At 65.5% G+C, this 15,197-nt stretch carries 16 protein-coding genes; 5 read left to right on the top strand and 11 right to left on the bottom strand.

Annotated elements, in window-relative coordinates; translation table 11 throughout:
• Window position 1: 1 nt before the first annotated feature.
• The 7 genes from LB564_RS13565 to LB564_RS13595 all read right to left on the bottom strand — a co-directional run bounded on the left by LB564_RS13565 (window position 2) and on the right by LB564_RS13595 (window position 5,969).
• The gene (locus LB564_RS13565; RefSeq protein WP_224538387.1) at window positions 2-1,396 is read right to left on the bottom strand and encodes an FAD-binding oxidoreductase; all 1,395 of its coding nucleotides are present in this window, start codon (window positions 1,394-1,396) and stop codon (window positions 2-4) included.
• Between the two features lie 213 nt (window positions 1,397-1,609).
• Window positions 1,610-2,869, bottom strand: coding sequence for an ABC transporter substrate-binding protein (locus tag LB564_RS13570; protein ID WP_140705413.1), 1,260 nt, complete (start codon window positions 2,867-2,869; stop codon window positions 1,610-1,612).
• 47 nt (window positions 2,870-2,916) lie between these two features.
• Complete coding sequence (locus tag LB564_RS13575) at window positions 2,917-3,339, bottom strand: DUF4440 domain-containing protein (protein ID WP_224538389.1); 423 nt, start codon at window positions 3,337-3,339, stop codon at window positions 2,917-2,919.
• Between the two features lie 4 nt (window positions 3,340-3,343).
• Window positions 3,344-4,399 carry an aldo/keto reductase gene (locus LB564_RS13580; RefSeq protein WP_224538392.1) on the bottom strand — a complete coding sequence of 352 codons (1,056 nt, stop codon included), beginning with the start codon at window positions 4,397-4,399 and terminating at the stop codon, window positions 3,344-3,346.
• On the bottom strand, window positions 4,396-4,755 hold the full coding sequence (locus LB564_RS13585) for a TIGR04076 family protein (RefSeq protein ID WP_224538394.1): 360 nt from the start codon (window positions 4,753-4,755) through the stop codon (window positions 4,396-4,398). Before LB564_RS13585 ends, LB564_RS13580 begins: the two co-directional genes overlap by 4 nt.
• Window positions 4,756-5,238 (bottom strand): DUF3830 family protein, encoded by a 483-nt coding sequence (locus LB564_RS13590; protein ID WP_224538396.1) that lies wholly within the window; start codon window positions 5,236-5,238, stop codon window positions 4,756-4,758.
• Window positions 5,235-5,969 (bottom strand): GntR family transcriptional regulator, encoded by a 735-nt coding sequence (locus LB564_RS13595; protein ID WP_224538398.1) that lies wholly within the window; start codon window positions 5,967-5,969, stop codon window positions 5,235-5,237. Before LB564_RS13595 ends, LB564_RS13590 begins: the two co-directional genes overlap by 4 nt.
• A 127-nt stretch (window positions 5,970-6,096) precedes the next feature.
• Between LB564_RS13595 and LB564_RS13600 the strand changes: the two genes are divergently transcribed.
• The 5 genes from LB564_RS13600 to LB564_RS13620 are packed head-to-tail and all read left to right on the top strand — an operon-like array spanning window position 6,097 to window position 10,826.
• Complete coding sequence (locus tag LB564_RS13600; RefSeq protein ID WP_224538400.1) at window positions 6,097-6,897, top strand: ABC transporter ATP-binding protein; 801 nt, start codon at window positions 6,097-6,099, stop codon at window positions 6,895-6,897.
• Window positions 6,894-7,640: an ABC transporter ATP-binding protein gene (locus LB564_RS13605; RefSeq protein WP_224538401.1), complete on the top strand. Its 747-nt coding sequence runs from the start codon at window positions 6,894-6,896 to the stop codon at window positions 7,638-7,640. The genes LB564_RS13600 and LB564_RS13605 overlap by 4 nt, the downstream gene beginning before the upstream one ends.
• Window positions 7,637-8,545, top strand: coding sequence for a branched-chain amino acid ABC transporter permease (locus LB564_RS13610; protein WP_224538403.1), 909 nt, complete (start codon window positions 7,637-7,639; stop codon window positions 8,543-8,545). The genes LB564_RS13605 and LB564_RS13610 overlap by 4 nt, the downstream gene beginning before the upstream one ends.
• Window positions 8,542-9,525 (top strand): branched-chain amino acid ABC transporter permease, encoded by a 984-nt coding sequence (locus LB564_RS13615; RefSeq protein ID WP_224538405.1) that lies wholly within the window; start codon window positions 8,542-8,544, stop codon window positions 9,523-9,525. Before LB564_RS13610 ends, LB564_RS13615 begins: the two co-directional genes overlap by 4 nt.
• Entirely contained in the window at window positions 9,522-10,826 is a 1,305-nt protein-coding gene (locus LB564_RS13620; protein WP_224538408.1) for an NAD(P)/FAD-dependent oxidoreductase, read from the top strand. Before LB564_RS13615 ends, LB564_RS13620 begins: the two co-directional genes overlap by 4 nt.
• Window positions 10,827-10,847: 21 nt before the next feature.
• Here LB564_RS13620 and LB564_RS13625 read toward each other — a convergent pair whose 3' ends face one another.
• The 4 genes from LB564_RS13625 to LB564_RS13640 are packed head-to-tail and all read right to left on the bottom strand — an operon-like array spanning window position 10,848 to window position 15,182.
• Window positions 10,848-11,504, bottom strand: coding sequence for a GntR family transcriptional regulator (locus LB564_RS13625; protein ID WP_224538410.1), 657 nt, complete (start codon window positions 11,502-11,504; stop codon window positions 10,848-10,850).
• Window positions 11,505-11,517: 13 nt separating this feature from the next.
• Complete coding sequence (locus LB564_RS13630) at window positions 11,518-12,825, bottom strand: aspartate aminotransferase family protein (RefSeq protein ID WP_224538413.1); 1,308 nt, start codon at window positions 12,823-12,825, stop codon at window positions 11,518-11,520.
• On the bottom strand, window positions 12,826-13,884 hold the full coding sequence (locus LB564_RS13635; protein ID WP_224538414.1) for a phosphotransferase: 1,059 nt from the start codon (window positions 13,882-13,884) through the stop codon (window positions 12,826-12,828).
• On the bottom strand, window positions 13,881-15,182 hold the full coding sequence (locus LB564_RS13640) for an ArgE/DapE family deacylase (protein WP_224538416.1): 1,302 nt from the start codon (window positions 15,180-15,182) through the stop codon (window positions 13,881-13,883). Before LB564_RS13640 ends, LB564_RS13635 begins: the two co-directional genes overlap by 4 nt.
• Window positions 15,183-15,197: the final 15 nt, after the last annotated feature.

The following is a 15,197-nucleotide window of genomic DNA, read 5'->3' on the forward strand; positions in this document are numbered from 1 at the left end:
TTCAAGCCGATGGGCCGAGGTCGAAGACCCGTCCCGGGTTAAGAATGTTCTTCGGATCGAGCGCCGTCTTCAGCCGCCGCATCGCGGCGATTTCGGCGTCGCTGCGTACCAGGTGCAGCCACTGCTTCTTGTCGAGGCCGATGCCGTGCTCGGCCGACACGCCGCCTCCGGCCGCCGCCACGCCGCGATAGATGATGCCGTAGGCCGCCGCCGGATCCGCCGTCAGAACCTGGTAGTGCAGGTTGCCGTCGCCGAGATGGCCGAAGACATAGATGTCGGCGCCGGTATCGACGGCATGGATAGCGGCATCCGCTTCCTGCAGGAAGGCTCCCATGCGCGCCAGCGGGATGCTGATGTCGACACCGATCAGGCCCTTGATCGCAAACAGGATACGATTGGCGTCCTCGCGCACGTCCCAGAGCGCGCGGAATTCGCGCGGCGATTGCGAGACGACGACATCGTCGACGACGCCGTCATCGACCGCCTGCATCAGAACCTCGGCGAAGCGCTCGCTGTCGCGGTCCGGCTCGCTGCCCTGGATCTCCGCCAGCACATAGACGGGCGCGCCAGCCGGCAGCGGCGCCGGCATGGCCATGCTGGCGACCATGAGGTCATAGAGCGGCGCGAAGTTGACCTCATAGGCGGACAGAAGCGGACCGAGTTTCTGCCGCAGCAGACCAAGCAGGGCGATCGCCGCATCGAGCGAGGGCAGCGCGCAGAAGGCGTTCACCTCGGAGGATAGCTTCGGATGAAGCCGGAGCGCGGCGCGCGTAACGACGCCAAGCGTCCCTTCCGCGCCGATGAAGAGCTGGCTTAGATCATAGCCGGAATTGTCCTTGGGCAGGCCCTTCAGCGACGTCAGCACGCTGCCGTCGGCAAGCACCGCCTCCAGCCCCAGCACCTGCGCCCGGTACATGCCATAGCGCAGCACGCGGATGCCGCCGGCATTGGTGGCGATGTTGCCGCCGACCGTGGCGGAGCCGCGCGCGCCGATATCGACGCCGAACATCAGCCCGGCGCCGTCGGCGGCCTCCTGCACCGCCTGCAGCGTGGCACCGGCTTCGGCAATGATGCTGGCGGCTTGGATGTCTGGCGCGGCAAGGCCGGTCATGCGCTCCAGCGACAGCACGATCTCGCCCGGCTGGACGCGGGCGCCGCCGGCCAGGCCGGTGCGTCCGCCCTGGACGACGACCGACTGACCGACAGCGTTGCACCCGGCAAGGACAGCCGCGACACCAATTGTGTCGCGCGGCCGCAGCACGGCTTCGGGAAGTGCGCCAAGCTTGCCGTCGGGATCGTCGCGATAGCGCTGGTCGACGTCGGAGCCGGCGAGGATGCCGCCTGCGCCCAGCCGGTCGCCGAGAGCAGACAGAAGTCGTTCCGTTTCAGGCGACATCGCGCTCAGGCGCCTGTGTGGCGAGGCGCGTCATCAGCACCCACCGATCGGATGGCACGATGAGTATTTCCGTCCGACACGCTCGCCATCCCAGAATTGCAGCCGGCCGATCCTATTCGTGATCGCATGCCGTGCAAGCAATATTGACTAGGCCCAGGCGATGCCGGCACCGATCGCGACGAGCGAGATCGATGCCGGAAGCACCATATCGGCTTACTGAAGCTTGGCCTGCAGCGCGTTGACGTCGTCGGTGGTCATTTCGCCATCGGTCGTCACCTTGCCGTCGGCGATCTTCCACAGCCGGAACGGGCCGGTGATGTCACCGAATTTGTCGAAGGCGACAGGGCCGATGACGCCTTCGTAACGGATCGGCTTGCCATCCTTGATCAGGCCGAGCGCCTTGGCGAACTCCTCCTTGCCGGCATAGATCGGCGTGCCGGCAGGGTCGACCGCCTTGTACATGGCATCCTTGATCTTGGCCGGATCCTCGGAGCCGGCAATGGCGATGGCCAGGCCGACGATGGCGCCGGCATCGTAGGAACGGTCGGCCGCCGGGTTCGACGGTTCGATGCCGGAGAATGCCTTGTAGTTCTTTGTGAAATACTCGGTCGAGGCGGTCGGGCTGGTGCCGGACGACGTGCCATAGGCGTCCTTCAGGTAGTCGGCGCCGACCGACTCGATGAAATCGGGGCTGTTCATGCCGTCATTGAGCAGGAATTTCTGCACGCCGCCCTGCGAAATCCAGGTGCGGGCGATGGTGGCGCCGTCAACGGGCGTGCTGACCAGGTAAAGCCCGTCCGGCTCGCCTCCCATCGCGGCGGTGACCTCGGAGGCATAGCTCGATTGCTTCTCGTTGTAGGGCGTGTCGGAGACGATGGTGCCGCCGAGCGCTTTGTAGGCACGCGAGAATTCGGCCACCATGTTGACGCCGAAGTCGTTGTTGACGTGGATGATCGCCAGTTTCTTGAAGCCCTTGTCGACGGCGTATTTGGCGGCGGCGACGCCCTGCAGCGCATCCGAGGTGATGGTGCGGAAGAAGATGCCGTTGGTCTTGCCGTCGCGGCCGAGTGTCGTCAGCGTCGGCGAGGACGACGCCGGCGAGACCTGGACGATCTTGGCCGGCGCCGTGACCGAGGTCAGGATCGGGATCGACACCGAGGAGATGATGCCGCCGATGATGACCGGCACTTTCTTGACCTGAACCAGCTGGGTGGCGGCATCGACCGCGATGTTGCCCTGGCTCTGACTGTCGCGCGTGTCGGTGACGAGATCGCAGCCGCGCACCCCGCCGGCATCGTTGATGTCGCGGAAGGCCATTTCGACCGACTTGGCGCCGGCCTGGCCGTATTCGCCAGCCGGACCGGTCAATTCCATGACGAGGCCGACGGTGATCTTGCAGTCGGCGGCCTGGGCAGCACCGGCAATCGTGACAAGAGCAAGTGCGGTGGTGAGTTGGAGTATCGTCTTTCTCATTGTTGTTCCCCTTGAGTTACACGAACTGATTTGACGTCTGGAAAGTCTCAGTGTTCCGGCACCTGCAGCCAGGTTTCATGCAGATGCCGCCATTGAACGCCATTGGGCGCCGATGAACTGGTGGTGAAAACAGCACTCGACTGGCGACGACTATGTTTGCCGCCACGCGACTGCGCCTCGACGTAGAGGACGACGATCGTATCGCCGTCCTGCCATCCGGGCTTGATGTCCTCGATCGAGATGGCGAAGCCGTCGTCGCAGGTGGCGCGGCTGGAGCGCACATGGTCGATCACGGCATCGCGGTCGAGCACCTGGCCACCTGGCGCGACCATGGTCAGGCCTGCGCCCATGACGGCTTCGAAGCGGCCGAAATCCACTTTGTCGGCGCGCGCCGCGACGAACCAGTCTACGAAGAAGCGGTGCAGGTCGATGATCTCGGCGCTGGCCTGCGAAAACAGCCTGTCGTCCATGGTTTCACACCCGGCCCGCGTTCAGATTGTAGTGCATGATCGAGCCGTGGCGGCCCTGGCGGTCACGCTCCAGCGTGTAGACGTCACCCTCGAGGCCGTTGCCCTGGGCGATGACGGCGGCAATCCGCGCGCGGTCATCGGCGTCGAGCACGACATCCATGATTTTGACATTGGCCAGCGCATGCGCCTGGTTGCGGGCGCCGACGATGACGGCGGCCACTTGCGGCTGCTCCAGCACCCAGGCGCTGGCTATCGTGGCGATATCGACGCCGTGGCGGCCGCCGACGGCCTTGAGTGCCTGGAGCAGTTGCTGGAACAGGTCCCAGCCGCCGAAATCATCGATGATCAGCTTGTACTTGACCAGCGAGCGGTTTTCGAGCGGGGTGGCGGGTTCGGCCACGCCGAGCCATTTGTCGCTGAGGAAGCCGCCGGCGACGGAGCCATAGCAGAGGAAGCTGACGCCGTTCTTCGCGGCCAGTTCGGCAAGGCTGTTCGCGGGGCGCTGGTCGAGCACCGAATATTGCAGTTGCTGGCTGACCAGCGGGATGCCGGCGGCGAGGATTTCGGCGAGGCGCGGCGTGTCGAAATTGGTGGTGCCGAGATTGCGCACCTTGCCCTCGCGCCGAAGCTCGTCGAGCCAGCCCATCGCATCGACATAGCCGGCCATCGCATAGTCCCACCAGTGGAACTGCACGAGATCGAGCCGCTCGGTCTTCAGCCGCCGCAGCGACTGGTCGACAATGCCCCTGATATAATCGCGGCTGATATTGGCCAGCCGTTCCAGATCAGGCACCAGCTTGGTGTGCACCTTCATTTTGGCCGCCGCATCGAGGCCGCGCTCATTGGCCAGCCGCAGGCGCGTGGCGCCGATCAGCTCCTCGACGCCGGTGTAGATATCGGCGCAATCGTAGGTCCAGATGCCGGCATCGAAGGTGGCGATCAGGTCTGTCACAGCCTGCTGACGATCGATGGCGCCATGCCCGCCGGCCAGTTGCCAGCCGCCACGAATGACGCGCGAGATCGTGTAGCCGGGCCCGAGTTCGAAGGTCCTGGCGGTCATGTCAGGTCATTCTCCTTCGGCAGTGGCACGGCCGTGGTTTCGGCATGGCTGAACCGTCGCTTGGCCAGCCTGACGATCCGCAGCCGGCTGCCGCAATTGGGATCGGGACAGGCGATCTCGGCATCCGAGGTCATCCAGTCATTGGCGTCGGTCGGGCGCTGCTTTGCAGCGAGCAGAGGCAGCACCGCGGCGAGCGAATAGATCGAAAAGCCCTGCCCCGCCGGCATCGACAGCATCTCACCCTTGAGCTCGAAATAATCGCCTGATTTGGCGCCGCAATAGATCGGTTTGCCCTGCGGGATGACCGCCTCGACGCGGAGGTCGAAGAGTTCGAAACTGTCGTCGCGTTCAGCCATTCAAGCCTCCGCCAGACTGAAGGTGATGTCGCACGCGCCGTTGCGGCGGATGATGCCGCAGGCGGCCGCGAATTGATCGCGCTCCTCGGGCTTGACCTGCGCCACCACGCTGCCAGCCAGCCAGCCGATCGGGAACAAAAGCCGAGCGCCCTGGCCATAGAACAGGCCGATGTCGAAGATCGCATTTGGATTGCCGCCCCACATGCGCGGCGGCACATAGGACAGTACGATATCGCCCGGCTGCGGCGTCAGCGTCGCGTTCTCCGCCGGCAGCGGGTGGGCATAGGTTTGGCCTTCAAGATCGGCAGCGGGAACCGGGCAGGAAATTTCCGGTCCCGTCCACATGGCGTGGATGCCTGGGACGACACGCGGCGTGTCGAGATAGGCCGTGAGAAAGGCGGCGTTTTCCGGCGCCTTCCCGGGCAGCAGCAGCGCCGTGACGGAAAGCTTCGAGCGCGGCTCGCTGATCCTGATGGCGGTCATGGCTGGCCTTTCGCGGCGGCGGATTGCAGTTTGCTGCGCAGGAAGGTGAAGGGCCGGCTGATGTCGGCGGCCAGCGCTTCGCGCGCCGCCCGCGCGTCCTGCGTGGCCAATGCCTCGACGATGCGGCGGTGATACTGGGCGGTGTCGACTTCGCCGGCTTCCGAGAAGGCGTAGATGGCGACGCGGATGCAAGGCCCCGATTGCAGCCACAGGCTCTCGATCATCGGGATCAGCACGGCCGAGCCACAGGAGCGGTAGATCTCGAAGTGAAAGCTCTGGTTGAGCGTCACTTCGCGGTCGACATCCTTCTTGTGCTTCAGCGCCCGCATCTCGTCCCATTCGGCCAGAATGGTTTCGATGGCGGTGATCTGGCGCTGCCCCATGCGCGCCGCGGCAAGCGCGATCGCCTCGCCCTCGATCAGGACGCGGGCCCGCAGGAGATCGTCGAGACGTTCCAGCGTGATCGGCGGCACGCGCACCGAACGGTTGGGCAGCGCCTCCAGTGCCTTTTCCGTGATCAGCCGGCCGAGCGCCTCGCGCACCGGCATGGTCGAGGTAACCAGCGCATCGGCCAGGCCACGGATGGTCAGCACCTGGCTTGGCTCGAACAGGCCGCCGATCAAGGCGCGTCGCAGTTCGGAATAGACCCGATCCTGCACCGTTTCGCGGCCAACCGGCGCAAGCTGGGCCGCGATCGCCTCGTTGTTCCTTTCGATGGCAGCCTTTTGCATGGGATTCCGTTCTTGGCCGGATTTCGGCTTGCGGAGGAAATTAAAGCCGAATAGCGTGATCAAAGCAAGTGTGATCACAAATCAAAAATCAGGAGACGGCGACGATCGTCTTCGGCCAGAGGGTTTGATGAGCGAGGCAAGCAGACGGCAAGGGTGGGAGACCCGTGCGCCGGTCCTGACGGCAAGGAACGTCGTCAGGCGTTTCGGCGGCCTTGTCGCCGTCAACGATGTCTCGTTCGACGTCAAGGCAGGCGAAATCCTTGGCCTGATCGGACCCAACGGCGCCGGCAAGACGACGATGTTCGACCTGCTTGCCGGCAGCATCCTGCCCACCAGCGGCGATATCATGCTCAACGGCGTGCGCGTCTCCGGCGAAGCCGCTCATTTGCGCATCGGCCGAGGGCTCGGCCGCACCTTCCAGATCCCGCGCCCGCTGCCCAAACTGACACTGATCGAAAACATCATGCTGGCGGCACAGGGCCAGGCGGGCGAAAGGCTGCTCGCCAACTTCGTCACGCCGTGGCGGGTGGCGGCGCAGGAAAGAGCCGCTCGGACAAAGGCGCTCGACCTGTTGGACCTGGTCACCCTCACCCACCTCGCGCATGAGCCGGCGCGCGTGCTGTCCGGAGGCCAGCGCAAGCTGCTCGAACTTGCCCGGGTGATGATGGCCGATCCGGCGATTATCCTGCTCGACGAACCGGCGGCGGGCGTCAACGCGACGCTGCTCGAAGTCATCATCGACCGCATCCGCGACATCAATGCGCGCGGCATCACCTTCCTGCTGATCGAGCACAATATCGACATGGTGACCCGGCTCTGCCACCGCGTCCTGGTGATGGCGAGCGGCCAATTGCTCAGCGAAGGCACGGCGGAAGAGGTCGCCCGCGATCCACGCGTCATCGAGGCTTATCTCGGAGGCGCGGCATGAGTGAGACTGTCCTCGACGTCCGCGACCTGGAAGCCGGCTACGAGCCCGGCGTGCCGATCGTGCGCGGCGCCTCGATCACGGTCAGAAAAGGTGAGATCGTCGTCGTCCTCGGCCCCAACGGCGCCGGCAAATCGAGCTTCATCAAGGCGATCGCCGGCCTCGTGCCGATCACCGGCGGCACGGTGTTCCTGGACGGCAGGGATATCACCGCCGCACCGGCCCACACCATGGTGCGGCTTGGCCTCGCCTTCGTGCCGCAGACCGAGAACATCTTTCCGCTGATGTCGGTCGAGGACAATCTCAAGGTTGCCTGCGGCATCCTCGAGCGGCGCGAAATTCCCGGCCGCATCGAGGAAATGTATGCCGCCTTCCCCGACCTCGTCCGCCAGCGGCGCACGGCCGCCGGCAATCTTTCGGGGGGCCAGCGGCAAATGCTCGCCGTTGCGCGTGCGCTGATCGTCCACCCCAAGGTGCTGGTGCTGGACGAGCCGTCCGCCGGCCTGTCGCCGAAATTCGTGTCGATGGTGTTCGAGATGCTGGCCGGCATCCGCAAGTCCGGCGTCACAATCCTGCTTGTCGAGCAGAACGCCAAGGCGGCACTTGCCATCGGCGACCGCGCCTATGTCCTGGTCGAAGGCAAGGACCGGCACGAAGGCATCGCCTCCGAATTGTGGAACGACCCGGTCGTCGCCGAACTCTATCTCGGCCAACGCCCTCAGGTTCACAAGGGAGGCGCGGCATGAGCCTGCAATTTGTCGTCGACGGATTGCTGAGCGGCTCGATGATCGGCCTCGGCGCCATCGGCGTGACGCTCACCTATTCGATCCTGCGTTTCTCCAACTTCGCCCATGGCGACTTCATGGCCTGGGGCACCTATGCGACGCTGGCCGTGGTCAGCGCCATCGGCGCGATGTTCGGCAAGGTGGCGCCGATCGGGCCGCTGTCCTTCGGCTGGCCGCTGCTTGTTGCCCTGGTCGTCGGCATGGCGTTCACCGCACTGCTGGCGCTGCTGCTCGACAAGGTGCTGTTTTCGCGGCTGCGCTCGCAGGGGCAGGCGATCATCGTGGTGATGGCGAGTTTCGGCGCCTCGATGGCACTGCGCAGCCTATTGGAGTTCACCTTCACCTCCCGGCCGACCTATTTCAGCCGGGCGATCCAGATCGCCATGCCGGTCGGCTTCGGCATCCGCATCACGCCTGACCAGATCGCCCTGCTGCTGCTGACCGCCACACTCGTGCTCGGCGTGCATCTATTGATGACACGCACGCAGACCGGCCGCTCGATGCAGGCGCTGAGCCAGAACGCGGCACTGGCCCGCATCGTCGGCATCGACGTCGCCAGCGTGGTGCGCGTCACCTGGATCATCGGTGGCGCGCTTGCCTGCGTCGCCGGCGTCATGATCGGCGTCCTAGTACAGATCCGCCCGTTCATGGGCTTCGACATGCTGTTGCCGATGTTCGCCGCAGCTATCCTCGGCGGCATCGGCAGCATCCCGGGCGCGGTGCTCGGCGGCTTGATCATCGGGCTCGCCGAAGCCGGCGCGGTGCAATTGATCGGTGCGGAGTGGCGCGCCGCCGTCTCCTTCATCATCCTGATGGCAGTGCTGTTCGTGCGGCCGATCGGCCTTTTCGGAGTTCGGGAAAGATGATCGATCTCGTCGGCTACGGCGCCTTCTTCCTGACCACGGCGCTGATCTTCTCGCTGGTCACGCTGGGGCTCAATCTGCAGTGGGGGCTGACCGGCCTGTTCAATGTCGGCCTCGCCGGTTTCGTCGCCATCGGCGCCTACACCTCGGCCCTTCTGACGACGCCGGACGATCCCACGCGCCTCGGCGGCTTCGGCCTGCCGATCCTTGTCGGCTGGATTGGCGCCATGGTGGTTGGCGGCATTGCCGCGGCACTTACCGGCATGGCCACGCTGCGTCTCAGATCCGACTATCTCGCGATCACCACCTTTGGCGTGGCCGTCGTCGTGCAACTGGTCGCACTCAACGCGCAGAAACTGACCGGCGGACCATTCGGCATCGGTTTCATCCCACGCCCGTTCGGCGGCCTGGCCGAAACGCCGCTGCTGTTCAACCTGTCCAACCTTGCGGTCGTCTGCGCGGTGACGCTGATTGCCTATCTCGCCCTGGAGCATCTGTCGCGCAGCCCCTGGGGACGCGTGATGAAGGCGCTGCGGGAGGACGAGCGGGCGGCGATCTCGCTCGGCAAGAGCGCACGTTTCTACCGCGTCCAGGCCTTCGCCGTCGGCGGCGCCATCATGGCGCTGGCAGGCGCGCTGCAGGCGCATTTCACCGGCTTCACCGCGCCCGACAATTACCTGCCGATCCTCACCTTCCAGGTCTGGGTCATGCTGATCGTCGGCGGCTCCGGCAGCAATCTCGGCGCCGTCATCGGCAGCATTCTGGTCTGGGCGATATGGGCGGGATCGGGCACGCTGACCAGCGTGTTCTTCCCGCCGGAGCAGCAGGCGCGCGCCGCCTCGCTGCAGATCGTCGCCATCGGTGTCATGCTCTGTGTCATCCTGCTGATCAGGCCGAACGGATTGTTCGGCGACAGGCCCCTGCGGACGCGCCTTGGCAAGCGTAAGCGGATCGCCACGGCCAAAAGCGGTTCCAACGGATGAATGCCGTGGTCAGGCAGGAGGCGCATGGCGCTTCGCTCTGGCACGCCGTCAGCCGCGATCGTCGCGAGCGGCCCGCGCTGAATGGCGACCTCGATGTCGACCTCGCCATTGTCGGCGGCGGTTTTTCCGGGCTTTCAACCGCACTGCACGCCGCCGGAAAAGGACTTTCCGTCGCCGTTCTCGAAGCCGAAATCATCGCCTGGGGCGCGACCGGCCGGAATGCCGGTTTCGTCGTACCGAACTTCGCCAAGATGGAGCCCGATAGCATCCTCGCGCATCTCGGCCCCGAACGCGGCGAACGCCTCATTGATTTTGCCGCCGGCAGTGCCGACCTCGTCTTCGGCCTGATCCGGCGGCACGGCATCGACTGCGACGCGGTCCAAAACGGATGGGTCCAGCCGGCGCACTCGCGCGCAGCCCTGGAGAAGGTCAAGTCACGGGCCGCACAATGGGCGCGGCGCGGCCGGCCTGCCGTTACCCTGGATCGGCCGGATGTCGAAACGCTGACGGGCGCGCGCGGCTATCTCGGCGGCTGGATGGATCGTTCAGGCGGCGTGCTCAATCCCGTCGCCTATGCGCGGGGGCTCGCCGATGCGGCGGAGAAAGCCGGCGCGCACATCTTCGAGCAGACACGCGTCACGTCGGTCGATCGCGTGGCCGGCGGCTGGGCGCTAAAAACGCCATCGGGATCGGTGCGCGCGGCCAGGGTCCTGATCGCCACCAACGCCTATGGCGGGCCGCTCGAGCCATTGCTGCGGCGAACCTATATTCCACTGAAGGTTTTCCAGATCGCCACGGCGCCGCTACCGCTCGAAATCCGCACGCGTCTGCTTCCCGGGGGGCAAGGCGTCGGCGACACCAGGCGCAATCTCTTCACCTTCCGCTTCGATGCCGACAACCGGCTGATCAGCGGCGGCATGCATATCCTTGGCGCCGGCGCCGACACGCGCGTGCCGGAAACGATCTGGCGACGGCTTGGCCGGCACCTCGACCTGCCTGATTTGCCGCCGCTTGCCTATGGTTGGTCAGGAATGGCAGCGGTCGAGCCGGATTTCCTGCCGCACCTCCTGGACCTCGGCCCCGGATTGATCGCCGGCCGCGCCTGCAATGGACGCGGCATTGCCATGACCACGGCGATGGGCAAGGTGCTGGCCGACTGGGCCGCTGGGACCGACGCCCAAGAGTTGCCGCTGCCGTTCGCGCCCCCGGCGCCGATCCCGTTCCACGCCCTGCTGCGGCACGCGCCCAACATCCTGCTCGGCTGGAGCATGCTGCGCGACCGGATGGACGAAACGGCATAGGCGACCGAGCCTGCCGTGCGGTCAGTGCGCCGCGCGAAGATTTTCGGAGAGAATTGCGGCGGCCACGGCGATGTCCTCCGCGAGGGACGCCTGGACGGCGGGGCCATTGCGCTGCTCCAACGCGGCAACAATCCTGAGATGCGCGTCGTTCGACTGCGGAATGTAACGGTCGGCCTTCATCAGCAGCTTGAGATAGGGTCCGACGCGCCCCCAGAGATCGTGGATCATATTCAAGAGGATCGGCGCGCCGGCATGCCTGTAGATGGCGAAGTGGAAAGCCTCGTTGAGCGCGAGATAGGCCCTGGCGTCGCCGGCCTCGATGGCGCGCTGCATGCCGGTGAGCGCGGCCTGTATGTCAATCAGCGCGCTCTCACTCATGCGCGTGGCGGCCATCTCGCCCGCCAATCCCTCGACGGCGATGCGGATGCGCGTCAGCTCCTCGAAAGCGGGCTCGGACAACAAGGGCACGATGATCGAGCGGTTGTTCTGCATTTCCAGAAGCCGCTCGGCGACCAGCCTTTGCAGCGCCTCGCGGATCGGGGTGGTCGAAATGCCAAAGGTCTCGGCGAGCTTGCGGATGACCAGTGTCTGGCCCGGGCTGAAACCGCCCGAGATCAATTCCTGCTTGAGCGCGCCATAGGCGCGGTCGTTGAGGGTTTGATGTTCGAGCTTCAGCATGCGCCCGCTCAGCTCACCATTTCGACAGTGCGCGATCGAGCGTCTCGGCCAACTGCTCGGCATTGTCCCTGGCAAAGGGCAGCGGCGGCCTGATCTTCAGCACATTGCCGCGCGGACCGCAGGACGAGATCAGCACGCCGTCCTCGCGCATGGCTTCGACGACGGACGAGGTCTTGGCGGCGGCGGTGGCCTCATCCCCCGCCGTCAGTTCGACGCCGAAATAGAGGCCGTTGTGCCTGACGTCGGCGACCATGCCGTGGCGGCCTTTCAAGGCGTCCAGCAGTTCTCCGGTATAGGCGCCGACCGTGCGCGCGTTCTCGATCAGCCCTTCGCCCTCGATGACGTCGAGCACCGCGATGCCGACAGCGGCCGCGACCGGATTGCCGCCGAAGGTGTTGAAGTAGCCGGTGTTCGAGCCGAAGGAGGCAACAAGCCGTGGCCGCACGATGACCGCGCCCATCGGATGTCCGTCGCCGATCGGCTTGCCCATGGTGACGATGTCGGGCTCGAGGCCGTAATTTGCGAAGCCCCACATGCCTTGGCCGAGCCGGCCGAAACCGGACTGGACCTCGTCGGCAACGATGATGCCGCCCGCTTTCCTGACATGATCGGCCGCCTCGCGCATGACAGTGGCACCGGGGAAGAAGATGCCGTCACTGGAAAAGGCGGAATCGAGCAGCAGCGCCGCCGGACGGATGCCTTGCGCGCGCATATTCTCGATGGCGGCGGCGACATTTCTGGCGAAATCATGCGCGGCGCGGCCGCCGTCGCGCAACGTGTCTGGCGCCGTCACGGTCCGGTGTTGCGCGGGCACGCCCTTCGCCCCGACCGCCGCCGGCGATAGCTGCGCGGTGGCGATGGTGGCGCCGTGATAGGCGAAGTCGGTGATGATCACGCCGGTGTTGCCGCTGGAGTGCTGGGCAATGCTGATGGCAAGGTCGTTGGCCTCGCTGCCGGTGCAGGTGAACATGGCATGGCCGAGATGGGGCGGCAGCGTGCCAAGCAGCTTCTCGGCGTAGTCGAGGATGATCTCGCTGAGGTAGCGCGTGTGCGTGTTGAGCGTGGCGGCCTGTCCCGACAATGCCTCGACGACGCGCGGATGGCAGTGCCCGACGGAGGCGACATTGTTATAGGCGTCGAGGTATTTTCGGCCCTGGGCATCGTAGAGCCAGACGCCGCTGCCGCGCACCAGATGGATCGGGTTGCGGTAGAAGGCGCGGTAGGTCGGCCCGAGCAATCTTGCACGGCGATCGAGCAGGGCTCGCTCGGATGCCGCCGAGCCGGCGTTTGCAGGATAGGGCGAGGACTGGGACACGGGCATCTACTCCGGCTTGGAATGGTCGAGAAAATAGCGGCGGGCGTCAGCGGGCGATAGACCGTCCAGCCGTTCGAGCGAGGTCCAGACCTCGGTGATGAGGCGCAGCACATAGTCGCGTTTGGCCGGAAACCGCTCGGCCTGCCAGCTGGCGATGTTGGCGATGAGCGCGAGCCGTGCGCGAATGAGATGGAAGAGGATACCAAGCTCTTCGATTTCGAGCGGCTGCACGGACTGATAGCCGGCGACGAAGCGAGCCGCAGGCGCCAGCGGATAACCTTCGGCGGGCCAGCGGTAAACGGCACCGATGGCGAGGTCGCAGATCAGCGGCGAATGGATCATGTCGCCGAAATCGAGGATGCCGCTGACCACTTCCGGCCGCGCGGCATCCATCACCACATTGTAGGAGTTCATGTCGTTGTGGACGATCTGTGCGCGCAGGCCGGGGATCACCGGCGCCGCGTGCGCCTCGAAGGCGTCCATCACACGCTCGACCATGGCCCGGTGACGGGGATCGGCGATATGCGCCAGCATCGGCCGCGTCTTGGCGACCTTGCGGATGTCCCACAAAAGGTCGCTGCCCGCGGCCGGATGGAAGAATCCGCGCAGCGCCCGGCCAAGCCGGGCGAGGAAGATGCCGAGATTGCGGTCCTGCGCCGCCGATGTGGGCGAGCGCGAAAGCAGCTGGCCCGGCAGATAGGTGACCAGCCGCACGATGCGCGGCGCCGATCCGCCGACGCTGACCATGAACTGTGCTTCGCCTTCGAGGCTCTTGCGCACCGAAGGAACGGGCAAGGAAGGGTCGACCGCCAGGATATGGTCTAGCGCCTTGTTCTGGAAATCGGTGAAGCCGGCCTCTTCCGCCGGATGCGAGACCTTCAGGACGAACGCGCCCTCGCCTTCGGTCTCGATATGGAAATTGTGGTCGCGCTCGCCCGGCAACGGACGCGCGCTACCGATAATTCCGTAGTGGCGACGCAACAGGGCAAGCGCCTCGGCGATCGAAACGTCGGGCGCATCCTCCGCGAGCGTCTCGCCGAAGGCATCCGTTACCGCCTCGTTCATGGCCCGACCTCCGCATCGATGGGTTCGAGGCCGCACCAGTCGGCGATGAAGAGCGCGATGGTCTGCGTGACCTTGCGCACGGAGTCGAGATCGACGGCCTCGTCATAGCCATGCGGCATGCGGCAGATCGGGCCATAGACGATGGCCGGCGTGTCGGCATAGAGGCCGAAGAAACGCGCATCTGTCGTGGCCGAGGTGACGTGCTCCGTCAGCGGCTCGCCCCACACGGCGGTATGGCTGCGACGCAGCACGGCTTCCATCTCGTCGGCCCCTTCAAGCACGTAGCCCTCGGCCATGAAGCCGTTATAGGTCATCCTCGGCGGACGATTGGCGAGGAACGGATCGGCGCGCGCCGCGTCCGCGATGCAGGCTTCCAGCTCGGCCCGGGCGTCCTCGAGCTTCTGGCCGGGATAGGTCGCGACACGCATCTCGAACACGCAACGCGCCGGAACGCTGGACGTCCACTCGCCGCCCTCGATCTTGCCGAGGTTGAAGCGGATCGGATGCGGGTGATCGCAGAAATGCCTGTCATCGACCTTGCGCGCGTTCCAGACGATTTCGAGTTGCTTCAGCGCCTGGATGATGAGGAACGCCTTTTCAATGGCATTGGCGCCGGTCGAGAAGGCGCCCGACGCATGCTGCGGATCGCCATCGACCTCGACCCTGAACCAGATCGGGCCGACCTGTGCCCGCATCAGCCTTGGCTCCAGCGGTTCGGGAATGAAGGCGGCGTCGGCGCGGTAGCCACGTTGCAGGCAAGCGAGCGCGCCATTGCCTGTGCACTCCTCCTCGACCACGGACTGCAGGAACACGTTCGCGGCCGGCTGATAACCGAGGCTCCGCAAGGCGGCCAGCGCATAGAGGCAGGCCGACAGTCCGGCCTTCATGTCGCCGGCGCCCCGGCCATGCATCCAGCCGTCCTCGATCACGGGATCGTAGGGATCGCGCACCCAGCGGTCGAGCGGCCCCGTCGGCACGACATCGATATGGCCGTTGAGGATCAGCGATCGGCCGGTAGCGTTCTTCGGCGTATGGGTGGCGACGACATTGAAGGCGTCATCATAGGAAACCGCCACGGGTGAAAATCCGGGCAAGTCACGGATCGCGTCGACATCGACACGCCACATATCGACCGCATAGCCATCGGCTTCATAGGCCGCCGCCATGAAGGATTGCGCGGCATGTTCCTCGCCGCGCTGGGAGGGAAAGCGCACGAGATCGGCCAAAAAGGCGAGCTGGCGGTCGAAACCATCGTCGACCGCCCGCAAAATGGCCTCGTCCGCAATTCGCTCCGGCATGATATTCCGCTTCTC

This window comes from Mesorhizobium sp. ES1-6, assembly GCF_020164775.1.
In the GTDB taxonomy this organism is placed as follows: domain Bacteria; phylum Pseudomonadota; class Alphaproteobacteria; order Rhizobiales; family Rhizobiaceae; genus Mesorhizobium.

What these genes read in the sequence shown, in the direction of transcription:
- LB564_RS13565 (WP_224538387.1), bottom strand. Translation starts at nt 1,396, where the DNA reads ATGTCGCCTGAAACGGAACGACTTCTGTCTGCTCTCGGCGACCGGCTG.
- LB564_RS13570 (WP_140705413.1), bottom strand. Translation starts at nt 2,869, where the DNA reads ATGAGAAAGACGATACTCCAACTCACCACCGCACTTGCTCTTGTCACG.
- LB564_RS13575 (WP_224538389.1), bottom strand. Translation starts at nt 3,339, where the DNA reads ATGGACGACAGGCTGTTTTCGCAGGCCAGCGCCGAGATCATCGACCTG.
- LB564_RS13580 (WP_224538392.1), bottom strand. Translation starts at nt 4,399, where the DNA reads ATGACCGCCAGGACCTTCGAACTCGGGCCCGGCTACACGATCTCGCGC.
- LB564_RS13585 (WP_224538394.1), bottom strand. Translation starts at nt 4,755, where the DNA reads ATGGCTGAACGCGACGACAGTTTCGAACTCTTCGACCTCCGCGTCGAG.
- LB564_RS13590 (WP_224538396.1), bottom strand. Translation starts at nt 5,238, where the DNA reads ATGACCGCCATCAGGATCAGCGAGCCGCGCTCGAAGCTTTCCGTCACG.
- LB564_RS13595 (WP_224538398.1), bottom strand. Translation starts at nt 5,969, where the DNA reads ATGCAAAAGGCTGCCATCGAAAGGAACAACGAGGCGATCGCGGCCCAG.
- LB564_RS13600 (WP_224538400.1), top strand. Translation starts at nt 6,097, where the DNA reads ATGAGCGAGGCAAGCAGACGGCAAGGGTGGGAGACCCGTGCGCCGGTC.
- LB564_RS13605 (WP_224538401.1), top strand. Translation starts at nt 6,894, where the DNA reads ATGAGTGAGACTGTCCTCGACGTCCGCGACCTGGAAGCCGGCTACGAG.
- LB564_RS13610 (WP_224538403.1), top strand. Translation starts at nt 7,637, where the DNA reads ATGAGCCTGCAATTTGTCGTCGACGGATTGCTGAGCGGCTCGATGATC.
- LB564_RS13615 (WP_224538405.1), top strand. Translation starts at nt 8,542, where the DNA reads ATGATCGATCTCGTCGGCTACGGCGCCTTCTTCCTGACCACGGCGCTG.
- LB564_RS13620 (WP_224538408.1), top strand. Translation starts at nt 9,522, where the DNA reads ATGAATGCCGTGGTCAGGCAGGAGGCGCATGGCGCTTCGCTCTGGCAC.
- LB564_RS13625 (WP_224538410.1), bottom strand. Translation starts at nt 11,504, where the DNA reads ATGCTGAAGCTCGAACATCAAACCCTCAACGACCGCGCCTATGGCGCG.
- LB564_RS13630 (WP_224538413.1), bottom strand. Translation starts at nt 12,825, where the DNA reads ATGCCCGTGTCCCAGTCCTCGCCCTATCCTGCAAACGCCGGCTCGGCG.
- LB564_RS13635 (WP_224538414.1), bottom strand. Translation starts at nt 13,884, where the DNA reads ATGAACGAGGCGGTAACGGATGCCTTCGGCGAGACGCTCGCGGAGGAT.
- LB564_RS13640 (WP_224538416.1), bottom strand. Translation starts at nt 15,182, where the DNA reads ATGCCGGAGCGAATTGCGGACGAGGCCATTTTGCGGGCGGTCGACGAT.